This is a genomic window from Pyrobaculum organotrophum (assembly GCF_055384425.1).
The window spans coordinates 1,615,046-1,634,770 of the sequence record NZ_AP042430.1 but is presented as its reverse complement, the minus strand read 5'-3'; the positions used below and the strand labels follow the sequence as shown (position 1 = coordinate 1,634,770).

Here is a 19,725-nt window from a genome sequence, read left to right as displayed (position 1 = left end):
AAGCGAGTTTTGCCAACTGCATGATTTCCCAATGGAAGTTGATAACTATAACAGGCATAGGCTGGCTCTTCGACGCCATGGACGTCCTCCTCTTGTCGTACATACTAGTGGCGTCGGCGGCTGAGCTAGGGATGGGGGTCTGGGAGAGATCCGTAGTGGTACTAGCGAACAACCTCGGCATGTTAATCGGCGCAACTGCCTTTGGGAGACTGTCAGACAGGCTTGGCAGAAGGGCCGTCTTCACAGCGACACTCCTCCTCTACAGCCTTGCCACGGCTGCCACAGCCTTTGTAAAAACCGGATGGGAGCTCGCAGCTGTGCGTCTTATCGCCGGGCTGGGCCTAGGCGGCGAACTCCCCGTCGTCGCCTCCTACGTATCTGAGCTCTCCCCGCCAGACAGGAAGGGGAGAAACGTGGTGATTCTAGAGAGCTTCTGGTCTCTCGGCGCGTTGGCGGCAGCCGCCGTGGCGTACTTCCTCTTCCCCCACCTCGGCTGGAGAACCGCCCTGCTCCTCCTCAGCCTCACCGCGTTATACGCCGCGGTGATAAGGGCAACGCTCCCCGAGCACAAACCCGCGGCCAAGGGGGCTGTCTCTATTGAGACGAGACGGCTCTACCCAGTGTGGTACATATGGCTAGTGCTGGCGTTTGGCTACTACGGCGTCTTCCTCTGGCTACCCACCATCCTCGTCAGAGAGAGGGGACTAGCCGAGGTGCAGACCTACCAGTTCATGTTAATTACGACAATTGCTCAGATCCCCGGTTACTTCACCGCCGCCTACCTCGTGGAAAAAATCGGGAGGAAACCCACCGCAGCGATCTTCTTCCTCGGCTCCGCCGCATCGGCGGCCGCCCTCATATACAGCGTTAGCTTGCCCCAGCTTTACATCTCCGCCATCGCGCTGAACTTCTTCAACCTAGGCGCCTGGGGCGTGGTATACGCCTACACGCCCGAGCTTTTCCCAGAACACGTCAGAGGTTTTGCCACTGGGACCGCTGGCTCTGCCGCACGGGTGGGGATGATCCTCGGCCCCTGGCTCTACCCGGCGGCCGGTCTCTACGCCCTAGTGGCAGTGCCCCTCCTCTGGCTCACCGTCCCCGCCGCCGTATATACCCTTCCGGAGACCAAGAGACGCTAGGCCAGCTCCTCCAGCTCTCTCGCCGCGCTCTCAACGCCCCTCCTGTGCCAGTAGCCCGCTGCGGCCGCCCCAGCCGCCCACAAGGCGACGAGAAGGGCGAAGAAGGCCTCCGCGCCTAGGACGCCCTCTGTGAAGACGGCGCCGGCGTTTATCAGCCAAGCCGCCGCAGTCACCACTCCCACGGCTGTCGACCTAACGGCGGTGGGGAAAAGCTCGCTCTCTAACACGCTCACCGCAGCCCACGCCCACTCGGAGAAGACCAGGTTGACGAAGAGTACGGCGAAGTAGAGCGAGGCGGAAGCCCCGTGCACCGCGGCGAGCGCCGTCGCAGTTGCCAAACCGCCGAGGAAAGCTACTAGGAAGGACGCCCGCCTAGATCTGTCTATAAGCGGGAGGAGTAGGAAAGCCCCGGCCGCCGCCCCCGCGTTGGCCACGGCGATGTTCACCGCCGCCGCGTCTGCGCCGTAGGCGAAGCCCGGGGCGTAGGGGAGGTAGTAAGCCGCGATGTTGTACGTCAGTAGCTGGGCGGTGAAGGCAGCCGCCAGGATGGCCACCCTCCCCCAGTAGCCCCTCAGCGAGGAAGACGCCGGCTGCGCCTTAGGGAGGGGAACTCCGTATCTCTCTGCCAAAGCCCTCGCGTCGCCCTCCCTACCCCTTGCAAGTAGCCACCGGGGGGACTCGGGTATGTGGAGTCTCGCCAGAAAGACGATGGCGGCAAGCGCCACTGCGGTGAGGAAGGTGTAGAAGACGGCGGTCTTGGGATCCGCCGCCAGCGCCGTGTAGTAGAGGGAGGCCACGGCGATAGCCGCCGCCCCAATGTTCCAGAAGTTGGTAGAGAGCATCAGCGCGGCGCCCCTCCGCCTAGGCGGCGAAAACTCAGCGAGGGCGGCGTAGGCCGGCCCCACCTCGCCCCCCACGCCGAAGTTAATGACGGAGGTGGAGAGGAGGGCAGACGCGAGGTCGAGCCGGCCGGCCCAAAACGCCGCGGCAAACCACAAGGCGCCAGCCGTATATATGGCGAGGGAAATGACAAGGCCCAGCCGCCTCCCCACTGCGTCCCCCAGCCTCCCGAGGAGGAAGGCCCCCAGCATGAAGGCTAGGGAGTTAGCGGCGAATATTACGGGGGCGTGTTGCGCCAGATCTGTCAGATATATAGTGGTGGGGACTAGGCTGAAGAGCACCCCGTCTAGGAAAAAGCTGGCGGAGACTATCGAGAAGAGAGTCCAGTGCACCCTCTTCCACTCGGCCATAACTAATTGATCTTTTCCATATAAAAAATTTTTATAGGCGGAAGATCTGACGTATATGGCAACGGAAAAACTCCGGGCCTGGGCAGACCCCATCTGGCAGGAGATCTTCCGCCACCCCTTCGTCGTAGAGGTCTACCGCGGCTCTCTCCCCATGGACAAGTTCAGATACTACCTACTACAGGACTACAACTACCTCGTCAACTTCGCCAAGGCCCTCTCCCTAGCCGCTGCCAGAGCCCCCGGCGTGGAGCAGATGAAGACGGCGCTAGAGCTGGCCTACGGGACTGTCACAGGCGAGATGGCCAACTACGAGGCCCTCCTCAGGGAGGCCGGCCTCACGCTGAAAGACGCCGAGAGGGCCGAGCCCAACTTCGTAAACGTGAGCTACATGTCCTACCTCCTCTCCGTCTGCTCCCTGGAGGGCTTTTATCAATGCATGGCGGCCCTCCTCCCCTGCTTCTGGAGCTACGCCGAGATAGCCCAGAGGCACAGAGACGCGCTGGAGAGAAACCCGGTGCCGCTGTATAGGAGGTGGGCCTCGGTCTACCTAACGCCGGAGTACAACGCCCTTGTGGAGAAGCTACGCGCTCTGCTGGACAGCTCCGGCGCGCCGCCGGAGGCCCTCTGGCCCTACTTCAGACAGGCGTCGATATACGAACTCAAGTTCTGGCAGGCCGCCTATGAGGGTCATTGAGACGCTGAGGCGGGAGCTCGAGCCTCTAAACAGGGAGATACTAGCCGCCGCCAAGCCCAGCCGCGAGGCGCTTAGGCGCTTCGTCGCCAACCAGCTCTACATAGTCCCCCACGACTTGAAGGCCCTCTCAGCCGCCATGGCCAAGGCCAGAGAACCAGACGAGTACAGACTAGTCAAGATGCTCATAGACGGCGACTGGGAAGCCCTAAAGGCCCTCTGGGAACTCGCCGCCGAGCTCGGCGCGGAGTTCACCTGGGATCTGCTCGACCCCACCGCCGTGGCCTACACCCACTTCCTCTCCTGGCTGGCGCTAAACGGCACCATGGGGGACCTAGCCGTAGCCGCCGCCGTAAACCTCCCGGTGTGGGGCCAGAACTGCGCCGCCTTCGCCGCGTGGGCGAGGCAAAACGGCGTGAGAAACACCAGGTTCATGGACCTCTTTGCCGGCCCCTACACAGAGCTGGAGGAGCTAGCCGAGGGAGTGGCACAGCGCCACCTCAACTGGCCAAGATACCGCTTCGTAGCAAAGGCGATCCAGAAATACGAACTAGACTTCTGGAGGGCGATAAGTTATTAAAAAACAAATAATGTATATACGTGGTAGAAGAGGTTAGGAGGGTTTTGCTTGAGCATCCTGAGATTATTGCTGAGGCTCTTGAGGCTAGGCCTGAGGTGCTCTATAGGGCACTTGCCAAGCTTATGCCGTGGCAAAACCTAGCCACCAAGGAGGACGTGAGATCGTTGAGAGAAGAGATGCAGAAGATAGAGGAGAAGATGGCCACTAAAGATGACCTAAAACACTTGGCAACTAAAGACGACGTCAGTAGGCTTGAGGAGCGGCTTGAGGAGACGAGAAGAGAGATGGCCACGAAGGAGGAGGTTAAGGGTCTCGCCACTAAGGAGGAGCTCAAGGCGCTTGAGGCCAAAATGGCCACCAAGGAAGATCTCAAGGCCCTGGCCACGAGAGAGGAGCTGAGGGCTCTCGAGGAGAGGATGGCCACAAAGAGGGACGTGGAGGAGCTGTGGAGGGCTATCAACAGGCTGGAGAGGAAGCTGGACGCGCTGGGGGCCAGGTGGGGGGTAATCAGCGAGGAGGCGTTTAGGGAGGGCATGAGGGCTATGTTGAGGGAGGCCGGGTGGTCGGTGTCTAAGGAGATCCTCTACGACAGGGAGGGCTACGTATACGGCACCCCCTCTGAGGTGGACTACGACGTGGTGGTCAGAGACGGGAGGCTGATAATCGTCGAGATCACGTCCTCGCTGAAGCGGAGCGACCTGCCCACCATAGTGAAGAAGAGGGAGCTCTACGAAAGGGCCAGGGGGGCCAAGGTAGCCGCCGTCTACGTGGTCACCCCCTACATAGACGACAGATACCCCGAGCGGGTAAAGGCAATGGCCAAAGACCTAGGGCTGGAGGTGGTCTACCCGGCCCCACCCCAGGAGTAGCAACAGATAGAGGGTCTGGAATTTGGGAACACCGGCGGCGGCGCGGTAACGAAGGCCTCTGGTGGACGGCTCAGTCATCTCGCCAGCTGGTGTCGTTGAGTTGCGGTTCGCCTACAGCCGCTAGAGGTCTCCGGGGGCTACGATGTCTATGCCGTACTCCTTTGCCTTGGCTCTGACCAGGTCTGGGTTTCTGTCGTGTATAAACGGCGTCACCACTATCACTCTGTCCAGCGGCCTGCCGGCTGTCCGCTGGTAGAGCTCGGCCTTCTTTTTGACGTACTGGAGGTCTCCCCTCTTGAGGGCGGCTGTGAGCTCTACGGCTATTGTTTTGCCGTCTTTAGCCACGACGTCTAGCTCCACCTCCGCCGGGTAGCCGTAGACGTAGCCCTCGCCGTCGTAGTAGACCCACCGCTCCACCGTGTATCCCACGTCCCGCAGAAGCTCCCTCACCCCCTCTCTATATATATCCTCGCTGATTACCCCCCATCTAGCCCCCAGCGCGTTGACATACGCCATGAGGCGTTTTTCAAACGCCACAAGTTCATCCTTCGTAGCCATAACTCTTCTCACCTCCTCCAACTGCTCTTCGAGTCTCTTAAAGTCCTCCTTTGTGGCTAAGGCCTTGAGATCCTCCTTCGTAGCCATGTTCTTTCTCACCTCTCCCACTTGCTCCTCAAGTCTTCTCACGTCTTCTCTAGTGGCCATCCTTGCTTCAATATCCTTTATATCGTCCCTGGTGGCCATCTCTCTTCTCGTCTCCTCAAGCCTACTGACGTCGTCTTTAGTTGCCAAGTGTTTTAGGTCATCTTTAGTGGCCATCTTCTCCTCTATCTTCTGCATCTCTTCTCTCAACGATCTCACGTCCTCCTTGGTGGCTAGGTTTTGCCACGGCATAAGCTTGGCAAGTGCTCTATAGAGAACCTCAGGCCTAGCCTCAAGAGCCTCAGCAATAATCTCAGGATGCTCAAGCAAAACCCTCCTAACCTCCTCTGCAATACTCACATTATATCTTTTACAATGTCTTATAAAAAACTGACGGCCCTCGACTGTGGCCGATAGGCGGGTAATCGCTTCGGTTTCAACTCCCGCCGCGTCCTCCGTTATCGTCCTCAAGGACTTCGGCATGAGGATACGCCGGGGTGATAAAGTGGTCTGGGAAGCAGGGAAGGCTGGAGATCGTCTACAAGTGCGGCAGTTTCGGAGGTCTACGTCGGCTATCCAGAGAACATAGCCCACGATCCACAGAATGAGTACGTAGTCGGCGTCTGGGGCTACAGAAGGCTTATGCAGAGGCTTAGGGAGGTGTTGACGGAGTACGGGATAAGGCTGTACGCCGCCGACGAGCGCAATACGTCCAAAACGTGCTCTGTCTGCGGCGAGGTGCATGAAAACAGCAGAGTGCATAGGGGGCTGTACGTCTGCAAGAGGTTTAACGTCGTTCTGAACGCCGATGTAAATGCCGCGAGAAACATAGCCGCGAGGGTCGGCCACAAGACGCCGACGCCAAGGAGGATAGAAGCCTATTATCCCACGTCGAACGGATTAACTCCGGACAACGGCCGAGACCCCCACAGTGGAAACCCCGCATGAGCGGGAAGTGGTTACTGTAAATACAAGCAGAAGACCTAAATACATGCGCACACCCCCTTAGGGGCTCTGTCCCGAAGACGCTCGCAGAGGGCCGCGTGCCGCCCGGCTCCACGCCCGAGGCATCGTGGATGCCCATAAAGGCGTGGGCAAGGAGAAACCCCGACCTTTAAGGCGGGGAGCGCGGTTTGTGAAGGTTCGGGTTAAGATTTTCAACCTGGTTGAGCCTGGCACTTCTCTAGAGGTAAAGGCTCTGGTTGATACGGGAGCTATCTACAACGTGGTGGGGAGGGATTTGCTTGAGCGTCTTGGGGTGAAGCCGCTTGAGAAGACGAAGTTTAGAGTTTTCGGCGGCGTTGTGGAGAGGGAGGTGGGTGTGGAGCTGATGGGGAGGAGGACGGTGGTGGTCTTCGGCGAGACGGGGGATCCTGTGGTGTTAGGCGTGACGGCTCTTGGGCGTGGGGTTGATGTCGTTAGGGGGGTTCTGAGGGAGGCTGAGCTGTTGTTGTTCTAAGGTAGAGGCGGCGTGGCTTTATCTCTACGCCGTAGATCTCCAGCTTGGGCTTGAGCCTGGGTATCTCTATGTCGAATTTGGCGAGGGCCACCACCCTCTTGCCCCGGTACTTCGCCAGCATCTTGTGGCCTACCGCCTCTACTGTGGGGGCCACTACCTCTCCGCCGTCTACATATACGCCAAATTCCTCGTCTAGCTGAGCCGCCACGTCTATGCGCTCCACTTGGAAGATTGCCTTCTTCGCGGCTTCTCTGTAGGTGGGGTTGAGCCTCCGGCCGTCGAAGACGCCGGGGAGTAGAGCAACATCGCCTATGAACTCGTCGTAGGGCACCACAGGCGTGTCTTTAAAGACGGCGGATCTGAAGTAGGCATAGCCCCTGGGGTTCCAGAAGAGCCTCTCCACAAAGCTCTTGACGTAGGCGTAGGCCTCTCCGCCTAGCTCCTCCTTAACCGCGGCGGAGATCCGCTGGAAGACGGTGCTGTACCATCTGGGGGAGCAGTAGAAGTGTCTCGAGAGGGTTGGGTCGTACTTCCTGTAGACGAGGCCGGCGGCCCTCAGTTGCTCTGGCCGGCCCTGAGCCATCGCCAGGTAGGCCTCGAGCTCCTCGGCCTCCATACAGCGGCTGTAGGGCCCCTCCTCCGTCTCCCAGTAGAGGTGTTTGATGTAGAGCGACGCGGGGCCCCACAGCTCCTCCCTCCCGATTACGGCCTGGGAGATCCACTGGTGGAGGCCGTTGAGGAACTGCTGGTCTTGGCCTAACTGGCTTAGAACCTCGGCCAACAACTCCCGCTCCAACCGCTCTACGGCTTGCCTCACGTAGCTCCCCAGCTCCCGCGGTAGGCCCATGGCCTCTGCCTCCTCAGCTGCGTCGCCTCCCTCGAACTCCACCAAGACGAGATAGGCCAGCGGTGGGAAGTAGCGGAGGAGGTTCCTCACTCCCGTCTCTTTAATGTGAAATGGAAGCATAAATGATCTTCCTCACCTCTGGACATTCGTCGGGAAAGTCGTGAGAACATGTCCTCCACCGGGGACATCGGGCTGCAACTATATCTACATCCCCATTTCGAACTCTTATGAAGATCTCTATGTTGCCTCTTCTAAACATATAAGGCTTCATAATTTCGAGATGAGCTTCATAAGCTTTCGCCAGAATCTCTTTTTCTATGCCGAGAGTGTCACTAAGCGACCTAAATCCTCCGCGGATAAACTCGGAGACATATACGGCGGCTCCGCGGGGTGAACAAATATAGGCCGATTTTATATCAAAACCGAGCTTAGAAAGCGACGCGCCGAGGATTATAAGCCAAGCGAGAATGGAGAGAGGAGGGGCTGTCAGACCCCATATCTTAGCCACGTAGGGCAACGCCAAGGTATTGCCGTGGAAGAGAAGCGCTATGGCGGCTTTGACGCTGGCGATGTATTTTCCCCCAAGCAACGGAAGAACTAGTCTATTATACGCTAGTCTTCTAAAAGCTTTGTATACTGAAGAAAGTTGTAACGGCGTATTCTTATACACCTCGTAGGGACTACAGGGAGAGGGAAACCTAGAAAGACAGTATTCTAAAATAGCTCTCTGGTTCTCCGTAAGAGAGGGAACTAAGCCTTTCCACATCTCTCTAAATCGAGAGAGAAAATATTCCATAAATTACCCTACCGACATTTTTTAAGTTTTTACTACACCGCATAGGTATAGCAAAGCTCATATATTTCTGCGCCATGAGACAAGTGTCTAGTGCTGGGATGTATTTCTTCTTAGGCAGATTAATTCTCAAGGAGCTTGAGCCGAGCGAGTTACCTCTGGTGGAGAAAGTCGCCGCCGAGCTTCCAGAGCCCTATAGAAGCGCTATGTTAGGCGAGTTGAAAAAAGAGGACGCTTACCTCAGGCTGAGGGTGGATTACACCAAGACCTTTATCCAGTATGTCCACCCCTACGAGTCTGTCTTTAGAGACCCCTCTGGTTTGCTCTGTACAGATATATCAAGTGAGGTGATGAGGTTCTATAGGAAGATGGGCTACGAGCCCGACCTCAGGGAGGCTAGGGTGAGATGTGGAGATCACCTAGGCCTAGAGCTGACCTTCGTTGGAATACTCCTGGAGGGGGGTAAGACGGCTGAAGCCCTCCAGTTTCTAGAACAGCACCTACTTAAGTGGGGGCCTCTCGCCGGGATCGCCATTAGAGAGACCGCCTCTACCCTCTTCTACTCGGCGGTGGGAGATCTCGTCGTGAAGTTCCTACTTGAGGACTATGAAAATCTACGCTGACTTCGGCAGGTGCGTCAGGAGCTTCTGGACAAGTGCGAGCTGTAGAAAATGCGTCGACGTGTGTCCCGCGGGCGCGCTCTACGTCGACGGGAGGTGGGTAAAGGCCGAGCCAAGCCTCTGCGTTGGCTGTGGCGTCTGCATGTCTGCATGTCCCACCGGCGTCTTCACAGCCCAGCTGGGGCCCTACATCAGCTGTAGAGAGGGCGGCGTCTGTATAAACGGCCTAAGGGCGGAGGACTATGTGAAGCTGGTGGAGAAATACGGCGAGGTTACGGTAGACGCCAGATGCGACGACTGTAGCCTCAGGGGTAGGGGGCTAGAGGAGCTTGAGAGGGCGGTGAAGGCAGGTTTAAAAATTAGGGTTATCAGAGGCCGCGGCGGCGACGTAGGCAGAAGGATGCTCCTCCGGAGGGGCCTCGCCAAGCTCGCCGGCGGCGATAATCTACTTGAGGTGAAGTGGGGTCCGCCCCGGCGTATCTCTTACGACAGAGAGAAGGCGGTGGAGCTAGGCCTAGTCAACCCCAGGAGGCCAGTTATCGACATGGAGAAATGCACAGCCTGTTTCCTATGCGCCGGCGTGTGTCCAACTCAAGCCATTGAGGTAGACGAGGACGAAGTTATGCTAAAAGTAGATAGCTACAAATGCGCGGAGTGCGGCCTCTGCGCCGAGGCTTGTCCAGAAGGCGCGATCAAGCTCGTGGAGGGGGGAGAGCCCGTGGAGACCTACCTATTCGAGGTGGAGCAGTGCCCCAACTGCGGCACGGTGTATCCCAAGAAGAGGGGCGTGTGTCCTGTGTGTGGAGTTGGGAGAGAACTGATTAGGGAGGTATATGGAGTGTAGCTACTGGCCCAGGCCCGTTGACCGGGAGGTGCTGGCAGATCTAGAGCAGAGGAGGCCCGGCGCGTTGTTAGGGCCGAGGAGATCCGGCGTTTCTACAACGGCAAAGAGACTAGCTAATATCGCAGGGGTGGAAGTTGGCGAGGATTTAAAATGCGGTTCTTACGCTGTCGTAGAAGTCTCTCTTGCAGAGGTTGAGAGGGCCGTCGAGTGTGGCGCTTTTGCAGTAGCCACAGGGCCGCTTGCAGAGGTGATGGAGGTGGCTGGGAGGGTTGGGGCCTACGTTATGCCGCCGATGAGCAAGGCGGAGCTGCTGGAGTTTCTCGCAACGTTTGGCCAAACGACTGATCCAGACGTCGCCGAAGACTTGATATACGTCACAGGCGGCTACCCCGAGGCCCTTTGCGCTGCCCTCGAGAAGTTGAACTACCCTGGGAAAATTACAAAAAGACACATTGAAGAGCTGGGCTTGAAGCCGCGGTGGTTTTTAGAAGCTGTGGAGTCCTTCGGGCCTGACTTTATAAAGGGCGCAATCCTCGGCTACCTCTCGGAGGAGGAGCTAAAGCAACTCGGCATTAGGCCGGGAGTGTGGTTCGAGAAGCGGGGTGACACATACGTACTTAGGTTGCCGTGGCTTCAGTTTTTTGCCGTGAAGTACGACCCGGAGCTGGCCAAGGGGCTTCTAGAGGAGGCGTTGAAGATAGTAAAAGACCCCGTCCGCCGGCTCTACTACGAGGCGTTGCTCTGGAGGCTGGGGGTCGATAAATACTTGGAAGACAGTGCAAAATACGTTGACGCCCTCTTCCAAGCCCCACCGCAACTGGCCGCCGACTTAGCTATTTACTTTCTAGAAAGTCAGGCCGGCGGGAGGAGAGCTGAGGCGAAAGCACTTCTAGCCCTAAGCGAGGCTATGCGGTATTTAGAATTCACCACAGCCGACGTCGTATATCTCGCCAGAAGGGCCGCCGCATTGGCGCCGGCGGAGGAGGCCTACCGTGCCCTCTATAACCTGGGAGCCCTCCTCCTGGGCCGGGGGAAGTACAGAGAGGCGGAGTCCGTCTTCTCGATAGTTGAGGACCTACTCTTCAAGCTGGAGGGCGAAGACTGGATAAGGGCAAAGAGAGTTCTCCACCTCCTCCTCGCCTATAGAGAGGCTCTGTTAGGCAACTGGAAGGAGGTAAAGCGCCTCCTTGAGGAGGAGTACGCGGCTCTCCGCCTGGAGAGGAGCTTTGAAGACGTGGTGAAGCTAAACTTGGGCTGGGCCTACATCGTGCTTGGGGAGTTCAAGGCGGCGCGGGAAATACTGAGGAAGTACAAGAGCTTCCAAACTGCGGCGTTGTTCTTCCTAACGTCGAAGAAGGCCGCTGCAGTTAGGGAGTACGCCAGGAAGGTGGGGGCAGACGTAATCGCGACGCTGGCTGGCCTAGCCGCGGGCTTAGACGTCAGAGGCGAGCTGGAGAAACTAGACATCAGGCCAGAGCTGAAGACGTTGTTGAAGCTGTTGGCCGAGGGGGCTGAGCCGAGGGCGCTCGCCTCTGTAGCCTCTAGGATAGACCCGATGGACAAGCTGACGCTGTTTTACCACGCGGTAGAGGCATATCTCCTCTTGAGATGGGGCGCCGCGAGGAGGGAGGAGGTGCTGGAGTTCTACGAGAGGCTGAAAAACGCGGTTGACCAAGCCGGAATCCCCGGCGCGGCGCGGTTTATGAAGCCGGAGCTCCCCTCTCTAGCGAGACTGGCTGTATTCTTTCTTTAGCCTTAGAAAGCCTTGGTAGATCCTGGCGGTCTCCCTAATCCTCTTCTTCAGCTCCTCAACCCTCTCAAGACTCCACCTGAGGTACTCGCCGGCCTTTGGATACTTGTTTACGTAGGTGGCCACCTCCCTCGCCCTTTCGTCTATGAGCTTAGTTAACTCCTCTAGAAACGCGTCTAGCTTCTCCATGTCGAGAGCCGCCTTCATGACCTCCTCGAAAAACCACTGCCTATCGTTGCGAGGCATGGCCGGCACGCCGAGAGATTCGGCGATCTCCAAAACGTCGGGCACCGAGATGTAGAACCCCACCTTAGCCGGCGTAGAGAGAAGCCTAGCCAACTGCCTAATTGCCACAAGTACGCCGTAGCCTTGTACATACAGCTTCTTTTCATCGAGACTCACCCACAATGTTCTATCTCTAGTTTATAGACCTTGCTACACCGGACGTGGGAAATTTGCAATATAAAACCTTGGCAGTAAAAGGGATATGCCTAAACTCGCGATGGCCACGATTGAGGACCTCTGTATGCTATGTTGGGCGTGCGTCGCGGCGTGCAAGCAAGAGTTCGACGTGCCACTTGGAAAATGGAGGCTGTTTATAACAGAGTATTACACCGGCGAGTATCCAAACGTCGTTGGCTACATACTCCATTTGCCCCAGTGTAACCACTGTGAAAACGCCCCCTGCGTCAACTCGTGCCCCACCGGCGCTCTTAGACATAACCCAGAGACGGGCATAGTCCAGCTGGACAAAGACCTCTGCATCGGCTGTAGGGCGTGCACCAGGGCGTGTCCCTACAATGCCGTTTATATAGACCCCCGTACAAACAAGGCGGATAAGTGCACCTTCTGCGAGCACCTTGTCTACTCGGGCCTCCTCCCTGCATGCGTCGCGGCGTGTCCCACGGGAGCCCGCATATTTGGAGACATCGAAGACCCCAACTCCCTCATTGGGAAGCTCTACAGAGAGGGGAGGATTAAGCCAGTGGGCAAGGTGGCGGAGGTGGTGAAGCCGAGGCTCTTCTTCGCGCCGTTTGGAGCAGAAAGGCCCATAAACACAGACGCCGGCGCGTTTAAGAAAGTGGTCACAGCCGAGGCCAGCAACAGAGCTCTTGTCGACACCGTCGTCGACCTCAGCACTTGGAACCCAAACGCAGACCCTGCGCTACAGCCCGGCGCACACCCCGAGTGGTCTCCTGAGCCAAACGTGCTGGGGCTCTGGAAGCAGTACAGACCGACGAAGGACCCCTCAACTGCGGAGCTGAGCAACGCAGTTAGGGATACCCGCCAGGCGTTGGTATACGCGGCCATTGCGCTGTTGGTAATCGCCGGCGCGGGCGCGGTATGGACAGGGCTAATAAAGCCGGCGCACTAGGGCTATGAGGCCGTTGATAAAGACCGAGGGGGGCAAGGAATACGTCCTTAGGTTTAAGCCCGCTACGCAGATTGCGCATTTGTTCCTACTCGTGGGCATGACCATCAACTTCATAACGGGCCTCCCCATGTTCTTTAAATTCGGCGAAGTCAACATATTCGAGGGACTTGGGGCGGCGCTAGGCCTGTCGGCGCCGCACACCTCCGGCCAGCTGATAAGCATACTCCACGACTGGGTTGGGCCAATACTGATGCTCATAGGAGTGTTGATTGTCCTGGCCGCCTCAGACAAGAGGGCTGGGCTTAGGGAAATCACGAAGTTCGGCGAGGCGCTCCGCGTGCTTAAGGAAGTCGCCGAGTACAGGCTAGGCCGTAGAAAGGAGTATCCGCCCACGCCGTTCTACCACCCGTTCCAAGTTGTGTGGGTGTGGGGCGTCATCTTGGGGCTACTCCTCCTGGGCGTATCCGGGCTGTTCCTGGTGGTGGAGAAGTGGTTCTATATGCAGATCCTACCGCCTTGGTGGAGGGGCTTCATGTCGCTGTTGCACATATTCGGCGCATTCATCTTCTTCGCCGCACTCCCCATACACTTCCTCATGGCGATCTTCCCCACCAACTGGCCGATGCTGAAGTCGCAGTTGTTGGCGAAAGGCTATGTGCCGATTGAGTGGTGGATGGCGCACCACAAGGCGTATGTGGAAGAGGTGAAAAAGAGGGGTGGGCCATGACGGAGGCGGTTCTCTCTAGGAGAGACTTCCTAAAGGCGAGCGCCGCGGCGATAGCTGTGGGGATCGCCGCCGGCGCCTTTGTAAAAGCTCAGCCCTACAGCGAGGTGGAGCAGGACCAGAACTGGTGGAGCGGCGCCACCGGCAAGTTCAAGGGGTACCCAACCCTCTACCGCGTCCCGCCTACTGGCGGGGTGAAGGAGGTGGGCGGCTCCTTCGAGGTGAGCACCCCCGACGGGCTGAAGACCATATCTCTGAAGTGGTGGGAGAACTGGATAGACTGGCGGGAGTACGACGCAAAGGCATGGCCTAAGCCCAGGGAGAGGAGGTACTTCATAGCCACCGGCGGAGTCTGCGGCGGGTGCGAGGTGAGTTGCCACTTCGTGGTGTGGATAGACAAAGACACGAGACTGGCGCGGAAGGTAATGGTCAACCCGCTCAACAAGAGCAACTGGGGGCTCTGTGTACGCGGCCAGAGCGCCGCCGCCGCGGCGGCCCACCCAGACCGGATAGTGTATATACTGAGCAAGATAGACCCCAAGACGGGCAAGAGGGTAGGCGCCAGAGGCGACGACAACTTCGTGAGGATAACCTACGACGAGTCTCTCGAAATCGTGTCTGACTACTACGCCAAAGCCTTCTACGAGTATTTCGTCGAGGGCAACCCCATAGGCTCGACGAGGTTGCACTGGCACGAGGGCAGACCTCTACAGACCGGCTACTTCACCCACCACCCCTGGGTTAAAGACTGGGAGCAACAACACGCCTTCGGTAGCCACACCAACCTGTGTTCGGCTGGTGTCCGCCTAGCCAACAACCTCTGGATTGCCATGGACCGCAACTCGCCGGATTACTACAGGGCCAAAGTAGTTGTTCAACACGGCATGGGCCACCTAGGAGACGCTGCTCACTTCTTAATGTCCCACGGCCCTAGGCTGGCGGTGGCGAGGTTCAAGGGGGCTAAGATCATCTCGGTGAGAGAGAAGTACTTCCACACGGAGCTTCTAGCCGACTACTGGGTGGCTCCGTGGCCTGGCACCGAGGCGTGGCTGTGGGCGGCTGTGGCAAACGTCCTCATCAACGAGCTAAACGCGGTGGATTGGGAGTTTGTCAGGAGGTGGTGGAACTGGGACTGGTTCCTGAGGGATAGGAAGCTGTTGCAACACCTCTACAACATGGGCTACATAAAGACGCTCCCGCCCGATGACATATACGGCGTGACGGAAGACGGCGTGGTTTACATAAAGGACTACGCCAAGGCCTGGGACTACTTCCAGAAGTTCCTAAGGGAGTACTTCGCGAACTTCACCCCCGAATACGCCGCGTGGGTCACAAGGCTAAACGCCAAGACGCCGCCGCCCGACCCGTTGAGTGAGGAGGAGGTCAGAAACGCCGCCACCTTGATACGCGCCATAGCTAAAGAGGTCGCCGCGGCGGGCAAGGCGCTGTCTATAAACCAGTGGCGCGGCCCCGGCCAGACCTACGGCGGGTGGATGCTGGCGAGGATGTTCTTCTTATTAATAGCGCTGACAGGCGCCGTCGGCACTGTGGGAGGCACCGGCGCGGCCTCGTGGCACAACACCGACTTCATGTACTACTGGTGGCAGGGCACTCTCGCGGCCCAGGTGCTGAAGAAGAAGCTAGACGGGCCCGCCGTTTGGAACATAAACATGATAGCGCCAGAGGAAAGCGCCTTCGGGGCCTACGACCCCACCAACACCATACCCTTCAGGATGTACGACCCCGAGTGGCAGGAGTACTGGAGAAGCCTCGGCTTCGCAGTGCCCGACAGAGTGTATGTATGGATATGGCGTGTGGTGAATCCGCCAGCCACATATCAAGCCGGCGCCCAGTGGGTGAGGTTCTTCGCAAACCCAGATAAAGTAGAACTTACTGTACACATGACCCAGTTCTGGAACGAGAGTTGCTACTTCTCAGACCTCTGTATATCTGAGGGGCACTGGTTCGAGCGCCACGACCCCCAGCCGGCCGCCCCCGGCATATATGCGCCAGATAGGTGGTTCAGCGTGCGGTGGCCCTCCTACGTCATATTCTTGATGAGGATGGGCTGGAGGCCGAAGGACCCGCACAGATCTGCGCTTGAGGCCCACCAGCAGATAGGCCTTGGCGACGTCATCTCGCCGGAGGAGTGGTATCTGGAGTTGGCCTGGAGAACTATAGCGAAGACGGTGCTTATGGCTAAGAAAAACGGGAGGCCAGTGGAGGACCTGCTGAGGGATAAGGAGGTGGACTACCTGGGGGCTAAGGTGAAGATACCCAGTCTCGCCGACAGGCTGGCCTTCCTAATCGATGTCAACAGAGGCAAGCGCTACGCGGCGCAGCTCGGCATTCCGCCCGAGCAGTTGCCCGAGAAGCTGATTAGGGACCTTTACGACGGGAAGATTACCTACGAGCAGTTCGTAAATGACATTAGGAAGCAAGTGATGCCGACGATATGGGATATGTACAACTGGGCTGTATACGCCTACTCGCCCACCGTCGTCAAGTTCTCAAAGGACAAAGGCCTGGAGCCCGTGGAGGCGCTGGAGTTATACCAGTTCGTCATACACGACACTAACGTATACGCCGAGAAGACCTACCTAAAGAAGGTGCCGAGGGAGCAGGTGGCTAGGGTAGACCCCATCACGAAGCTGGCTTACGATAGCGCTGGCAACATAGTCGGCATAGAGATCGACGGCGAGATATACCTCGGGTTCAACGTCCTCGGCACCGTCACCCACACTCTGAAGCTTGAGTGGTACAGCCCGGCCATGGCCGAGCAGGAGCTAAGAGAGGTGTCTATACCCATTATCCCGTTGGAGGCGGACCTAAAGAAGGCCATTGCAGGAGACTTGGCGACGGTACAGAAGCTGATAAACGCGAAGCTACACTTCGTCATACCGATTCACGACTTCTGGGCGAGGATCCCCGGCTTAACCACCGGCATCGACCCGAGGAAGGGCGAGTTCGACTTCGTCGCCAACTCCCGCTTCTTGTACCAAGGCGAGAACTCCCGCGTGCAGCAGATGTGGTACTCCTTCGAGCTGTGGCCCTCGCTCTACCTCTGGATGAACCCCATAGACGCCCAGTTGTTGGGCCTCAAGACCGGCGACGCGGTGAGGGTGAGGTTCTTAATCCAGGCGTTGAACGACCTAGAGGTGTCTAGCTTTGTAACAAAAGTGTGGGTCACTCCCAGGGTGAGGGAGGGCGTCGTGGTGCTTTTACACGGCGCATATAGGTGGAGGCCAGCTTGGTGGAACTACAGCAAAGTGTTGGAGGTCGCCGGCTCCTACCCAACCTCCGCGGTCTTCCAGACCGTCGACATCAAGGTAGACGGCGCAAGCCTCGTGGATAAGATACGGGCGGGGGACTTCAACTGGAAACGCCTCAAGTGGACTAAGGTCGCCGACCCCGCGCCTGTGTCTGAGGAAGAGCTTGGCAAGATCGCGATTACGAAGCTGTACAAGGAGAGGGGCATGCCCTATTGGGACCTCGCCAAGTACGTCTGGTGGAAGGAGACCGGCACCACCTACGACTTCGTACTCCCGCAGACCAACGACCCCATCGCCTGGACTAACCTCTGGCACTTCAAGGTCAAGATAGAGAAGGCGGACCCCAAGGAGTACGGCTCTATGGAGTTCGACTTCGAGGCCGCGAAGGCCGCCTTCGACTTCTTCTACAAACTACTGACACACGGCAGCAGGGGCAAGCTGGCCCAGGGCATATACAGCCTGTGGTCCCAGAGGTGGGGCGGGCTGAGGCTGGAGTTCCCACGTATACTCGGCATAATCAGGGGAGAGGTGCTGTGCCCCAACAAGAAGCCCGGCGCGCCCGGTTGCGCAAGACCCGACCTCATTGGGATGAGGCGCACGTTCCTGTGGGGTCTGGGCATAGGCCCCAAGCCCGCCAAGTCTGCCTACTACTGGCCGCCGAAGGTGCCGGACCTCCGCGAGCTTCCGTGATATACATATACTCCGTCCCCGAAACCCACCCCTTTTTGATAAACCTCCTGAGGGGGAGGGGCAAAACCCTCTCCCTCCCCCTGGCCCACTGCCCTCTCCTCATCTCCCATGTCTATGGCTATCTCTCAAAGAGACAACTGCTCGAGAAGACGGGCTTCTCTGATGCCTTCTACGCGAGGGGCGAGAGTCTCATTAGACAGTTGCACGCCCTTACGAAGAGGTTCGAGGTTAGGTGCTACTACGACCCCGACCTAGTAAAAGGCCGGGAAAGGGCGATGTATCAAGCGGCGCAACTGGCCTTCCTCAAGCTACGGGGGGTTGAGGCAGTTGTGAAAATCGAGTTTCCAAGACTAGGTGGTTGCGTGGAGGGGGACTTCGTCGTTGTCGACAACTACATCGACTTCCTCACGCTGAGGGGATGCGGCGAGTGGCTCTACCTCAGGGAGCCCAAGCCAACTCCCGTCGAGGAGCTCATACTAACGGGAGATCTCGACGTGCAACGCTACCTAGCCTACCTCTCAGTGGCCCACAGAGAGGGGCTGGCCCGAGCCCTCTCGCTATGAAGCTCACGAGGAAAGTTGCGGCGATAGACGGAGACAGATGTGTTAAATGTAACCTCTGTGTAAGAGCATGTCCTACAAGTGCTCTGAGACCTCCGCATGTCCTCTATTCGCGTTGCACTGGCTGCGGCCTCTGTACGTATACATGCCCAAGGGGGGCGATAAAGATGGCGACTAGGCTAAGCCTTGCCGCCTACGTATTTATCGTGGCGGTGGCCCTTGCCGGCGTAGCCCTAGCTGGCCTTGCAGTGCTAACTCCATACTTCTACCCAAGCAACCACCCCACGATAAATTTTACTACAAACATAACAATACCCACCTTCATCCCCGTCAATGTTACTATGCCCACAGGCGAGGAGGCCGCCGGCGCAGGCTCCGGCTTTGGGTAGTGAGAAAACTTAAGTATACATAGCTATTAACGATAGGTGTCGGTCACGTGGGTTCTGAGAAAGGCCTTGGAGTTGGGGGTCTTTTCTGTCTACCGTCTGGCTCGCCTCTCTCCATTTTCCAACTCTACGGTCTACTACGCGGTGGAGAGACTGTCAAGAGAAGGCGCTGTACGTTGTGCAAGCGGTGTATGTAAGACAGAGGCCGGTGCATACCTAGCCTACTACCGGTCTTTTGGCTGTGACGACATATTGACGGCGGCTGTTAGGAGGGAGTTTGGCAAGTTTGATAGAGACGAAATCTGTAGCTTTTTCGAGTTGGTGAGGGGATGCAGGGGGGGAACGTGGCTGGATCTAGCCGCAGTGGCTGTGCTCCGCGGCGCTAGAAACCGGCTTGTAGCTGCTGTGGCGGCGAAGTACGGCGTAGAGATAGACGGCCTTCACAGAGGGATCTATATAAATGGGGTGTTTGCCGGTTACTGCAAGAGATGTGGTCTAGTGGTGTTGCCATGTCGTATAGAGAGGTAGGCAGTATTAAGATCGCTGTAGATGCGGAGGTAGAGGTTTATATAAATGGGGAGAAGTCCGCCGTGTTTATATCAGCGCCTGTCGACCTCGAGGCTCTTGCATATGGTTACCTATATTCAGAGGGATATATAGACGACATATCTCAAGCCCGCCTAAAAATAGAGGGTACAAGGATTTGGGCAGAGGTGCCGAGAGGCAGAAGGACTATGGTTGTCTCATACACAGAGGATTGCGGTGTGGCGCCCCTTATTAAATTTAGGAGAGGCGGAGAGGTTCCGCTTGAGGTAGCTGTAGAGTTGGCGAGGGAGTTTACAAAATACACAATTTGGCACGTCGAGCCTGAGTTGGCGATGCACACCTCGGCCCTATACGTGGACGGGGTTTGGCTTGTTGTCCACGACACAAGCCGCCATAGCGGCGTTGTTAAGCTCGTGGGGAGGTACCTAATGGAGGGTCTTAAAGGTCAGAAAAAGATCGGATTTACGACTGGTCGCGTTTCTGCAGACATCGTGAATAGGCTAGCTTCTATAGGCGTCTCGGCAATAGTCTCCCTCCGGGGGCCTCTCTACAGCGGCGTCGAGGCGGCGTGTAAACTTGGGATACCGCTAATAGCTAACGTAAAAACCAGGGGCTTCACCCTACTCTGTCCATCCAATATATAAACATTATTCGAAGCCATTTCGAACATAGTATAAATGCAGCTATT

The 19,725-nt window shown here is 57.5% G+C and carries 22 protein-coding genes; 17 read left to right on the top strand and 5 right to left on the bottom strand.

The window, feature by feature from the left end:
* Window positions 1-20: 20 nt before the first annotated feature.
* Window positions 21-1,139: an MFS transporter gene (locus ACZ49R_RS09980; protein ID WP_464732973.1), complete on the top strand. Its 1,119-nt coding sequence runs from the start codon at window positions 21-23 to the stop codon at window positions 1,137-1,139.
* Here the strand turns inward: ACZ49R_RS09980 and ACZ49R_RS09975 are convergent.
* Window positions 1,136-2,389 carry an MFS transporter gene (locus ACZ49R_RS09975; RefSeq protein WP_464732972.1) on the bottom strand — a complete coding sequence of 418 codons (1,254 nt, stop codon included), beginning with the start codon at window positions 2,387-2,389 and terminating at the stop codon, window positions 1,136-1,138. The two genes, ACZ49R_RS09980 and ACZ49R_RS09975, sit on opposite strands and share 4 nt — an antisense overlap.
* 55 nt (window positions 2,390-2,444) lie before the next feature.
* Here ACZ49R_RS09975 and tenA point away from each other — a divergent pair, with 55 nt between their 5' ends.
* Genes tenA through ACZ49R_RS09960 form a run of 3 tightly spaced genes read left to right on the top strand, consistent with a single transcriptional unit; the run spans window position 2,445 to window position 4,529 of the window.
* Window positions 2,445-3,083, top strand: coding sequence for a thiaminase II (gene tenA, locus ACZ49R_RS09970; RefSeq protein WP_464732971.1), 639 nt, complete (start codon window positions 2,445-2,447; stop codon window positions 3,081-3,083).
* Complete coding sequence (locus ACZ49R_RS09965) at window positions 3,070-3,660, top strand: thiaminase II/PqqC family protein (RefSeq protein ID WP_464732970.1); 591 nt, start codon at window positions 3,070-3,072, stop codon at window positions 3,658-3,660. Before tenA ends, ACZ49R_RS09965 begins: the two co-directional genes overlap by 14 nt.
* 14 nt (window positions 3,661-3,674) lie before the next feature.
* Entirely contained in the window at window positions 3,675-4,529 is an 855-nt protein-coding gene (locus tag ACZ49R_RS09960; protein ID WP_464734123.1) for a PD-(D/E)XK nuclease family protein, read from the top strand.
* Window positions 4,530-4,649: 120 nt separating this feature from the next.
* Here the strand turns inward: ACZ49R_RS09960 and ACZ49R_RS09955 are convergent, their stop codons facing one another.
* Window positions 4,650-5,525 carry a PD-(D/E)XK nuclease family protein gene (locus ACZ49R_RS09955; RefSeq protein WP_464734122.1) on the bottom strand — a complete coding sequence of 292 codons (876 nt, stop codon included), beginning with the start codon at window positions 5,523-5,525 and terminating at the stop codon, window positions 4,650-4,652.
* A 52-nt stretch (window positions 5,526-5,577) separates the two neighbouring features.
* Between ACZ49R_RS09955 and ACZ49R_RS09950 the strand changes: the two genes are divergently transcribed.
* The 3 genes from ACZ49R_RS09950 to ACZ49R_RS09940 all read left to right on the top strand — a co-directional run bounded on the left by ACZ49R_RS09950 (window position 5,578) and on the right by ACZ49R_RS09940 (window position 6,630).
* Complete coding sequence (locus ACZ49R_RS09950) at window positions 5,578-5,760, top strand: hypothetical protein (RefSeq protein WP_464732969.1); 183 nt, start codon at window positions 5,578-5,580, stop codon at window positions 5,758-5,760.
* A gap of 53 nt (window positions 5,761-5,813) precedes the next feature.
* On the top strand, window positions 5,814-6,119 hold the full coding sequence (locus ACZ49R_RS09945; RefSeq protein ID WP_464732968.1) for a zinc ribbon domain-containing protein: 306 nt from the start codon (window positions 5,814-5,816) through the stop codon (window positions 6,117-6,119).
* A gap of 187 nt (window positions 6,120-6,306) precedes the next feature.
* Window positions 6,307-6,630, top strand: a complete 324-nt coding sequence (locus ACZ49R_RS09940; RefSeq protein WP_464732967.1) for an aspartyl protease family protein — start codon at window positions 6,307-6,309, stop codon at window positions 6,628-6,630.
* Here the strand turns inward: ACZ49R_RS09940 and ACZ49R_RS09935 are convergent.
* Both ACZ49R_RS09935 and ACZ49R_RS09930 read right to left on the bottom strand, forming a co-directional pair.
* The gene (locus ACZ49R_RS09935) at window positions 6,590-7,597 is read right to left on the bottom strand and encodes a hypothetical protein (protein ID WP_464732966.1); all 1,008 of its coding nucleotides are present in this window, start codon (window positions 7,595-7,597) and stop codon (window positions 6,590-6,592) included. The genes ACZ49R_RS09940 and ACZ49R_RS09935 overlap by 41 nt on opposite strands.
* Complete coding sequence (locus tag ACZ49R_RS09930) at window positions 7,578-8,273, bottom strand: hypothetical protein (protein WP_464732965.1); 696 nt, start codon at window positions 8,271-8,273, stop codon at window positions 7,578-7,580. Before ACZ49R_RS09930 ends, ACZ49R_RS09935 begins: the two co-directional genes overlap by 20 nt.
* A 74-nt stretch (window positions 8,274-8,347) precedes the next feature.
* Here ACZ49R_RS09930 and ACZ49R_RS09925 point away from each other — a divergent pair, with 74 nt between their 5' ends.
* From ACZ49R_RS09925 to ACZ49R_RS09915, 3 genes are read left to right on the top strand one after another with little or no spacing between them, the layout of a single operon-like run.
* On the top strand, window positions 8,348-8,893 hold the full coding sequence (locus tag ACZ49R_RS09925; protein WP_464732964.1) for a TorD/DmsD family molecular chaperone: 546 nt from the start codon (window positions 8,348-8,350) through the stop codon (window positions 8,891-8,893).
* Window positions 8,877-9,734: a 4Fe-4S dicluster domain-containing protein gene (locus ACZ49R_RS09920; protein WP_464732963.1), complete on the top strand. Its 858-nt coding sequence runs from the start codon at window positions 8,877-8,879 to the stop codon at window positions 9,732-9,734. Before ACZ49R_RS09925 ends, ACZ49R_RS09920 begins: the two co-directional genes overlap by 17 nt.
* Window positions 9,724-11,487, top strand: coding sequence for a tetratricopeptide repeat protein (locus ACZ49R_RS09915; RefSeq protein ID WP_464732962.1), 1,764 nt, complete (start codon window positions 9,724-9,726; stop codon window positions 11,485-11,487). The genes ACZ49R_RS09920 and ACZ49R_RS09915 overlap by 11 nt, the downstream gene beginning before the upstream one ends.
* Here the strand turns inward: ACZ49R_RS09915 and ACZ49R_RS09910 are convergent.
* Window positions 11,458-11,886 (bottom strand): hypothetical protein, encoded by a 429-nt coding sequence (locus tag ACZ49R_RS09910; protein WP_464732961.1) that lies wholly within the window; start codon window positions 11,884-11,886, stop codon window positions 11,458-11,460. The genes ACZ49R_RS09915 and ACZ49R_RS09910 overlap by 30 nt on opposite strands.
* An 85-nt stretch (window positions 11,887-11,971) precedes the next feature.
* Between ACZ49R_RS09910 and ACZ49R_RS09905 the strand changes: the two genes are divergently transcribed.
* The 7 genes from ACZ49R_RS09905 to ACZ49R_RS09875 are packed head-to-tail and all read left to right on the top strand — an operon-like array spanning window position 11,972 to window position 19,681.
* Window positions 11,972-12,859, top strand: a complete 888-nt coding sequence (locus ACZ49R_RS09905; protein WP_464732960.1) for a 4Fe-4S dicluster domain-containing protein — start codon at window positions 11,972-11,974, stop codon at window positions 12,857-12,859.
* Window positions 12,860-12,863: 4 nt separating this feature from the next.
* Window positions 12,864-13,586: a cytochrome b/b6 domain-containing protein gene (locus ACZ49R_RS09900; RefSeq protein WP_464732959.1), complete on the top strand. Its 723-nt coding sequence runs from the start codon at window positions 12,864-12,866 to the stop codon at window positions 13,584-13,586.
* The gene (locus ACZ49R_RS09895) at window positions 13,526-17,545 is read left to right on the top strand and encodes a molybdopterin dinucleotide binding domain-containing protein (RefSeq protein ID WP_464732958.1); all 4,020 of its coding nucleotides are present in this window, start codon (window positions 13,526-13,528) and stop codon (window positions 17,543-17,545) included. Before ACZ49R_RS09900 ends, ACZ49R_RS09895 begins: the two co-directional genes overlap by 61 nt.
* Complete coding sequence (locus ACZ49R_RS09890; RefSeq protein ID WP_464732957.1) at window positions 17,542-18,108, top strand: hypothetical protein; 567 nt, start codon at window positions 17,542-17,544, stop codon at window positions 18,106-18,108. The genes ACZ49R_RS09895 and ACZ49R_RS09890 overlap by 4 nt, the downstream gene beginning before the upstream one ends.
* Window positions 18,105-18,494 carry an ATP-binding protein gene (locus tag ACZ49R_RS09885; protein ID WP_464732956.1) on the top strand — a complete coding sequence of 130 codons (390 nt, stop codon included), beginning with the start codon at window positions 18,105-18,107 and terminating at the stop codon, window positions 18,492-18,494. Before ACZ49R_RS09890 ends, ACZ49R_RS09885 begins: the two co-directional genes overlap by 4 nt.
* A gap of 36 nt (window positions 18,495-18,530) precedes the next feature.
* Complete coding sequence (locus ACZ49R_RS09880) at window positions 18,531-19,019, top strand: hypothetical protein (RefSeq protein ID WP_464732955.1); 489 nt, start codon at window positions 18,531-18,533, stop codon at window positions 19,017-19,019.
* Window positions 19,001-19,681: a formate dehydrogenase accessory sulfurtransferase FdhD gene (locus tag ACZ49R_RS09875; RefSeq protein WP_464732954.1), complete on the top strand. Its 681-nt coding sequence runs from the start codon at window positions 19,001-19,003 to the stop codon at window positions 19,679-19,681. The genes ACZ49R_RS09880 and ACZ49R_RS09875 overlap by 19 nt, the downstream gene beginning before the upstream one ends.
* Window positions 19,682-19,725 lie beyond the last annotated feature (44 nt).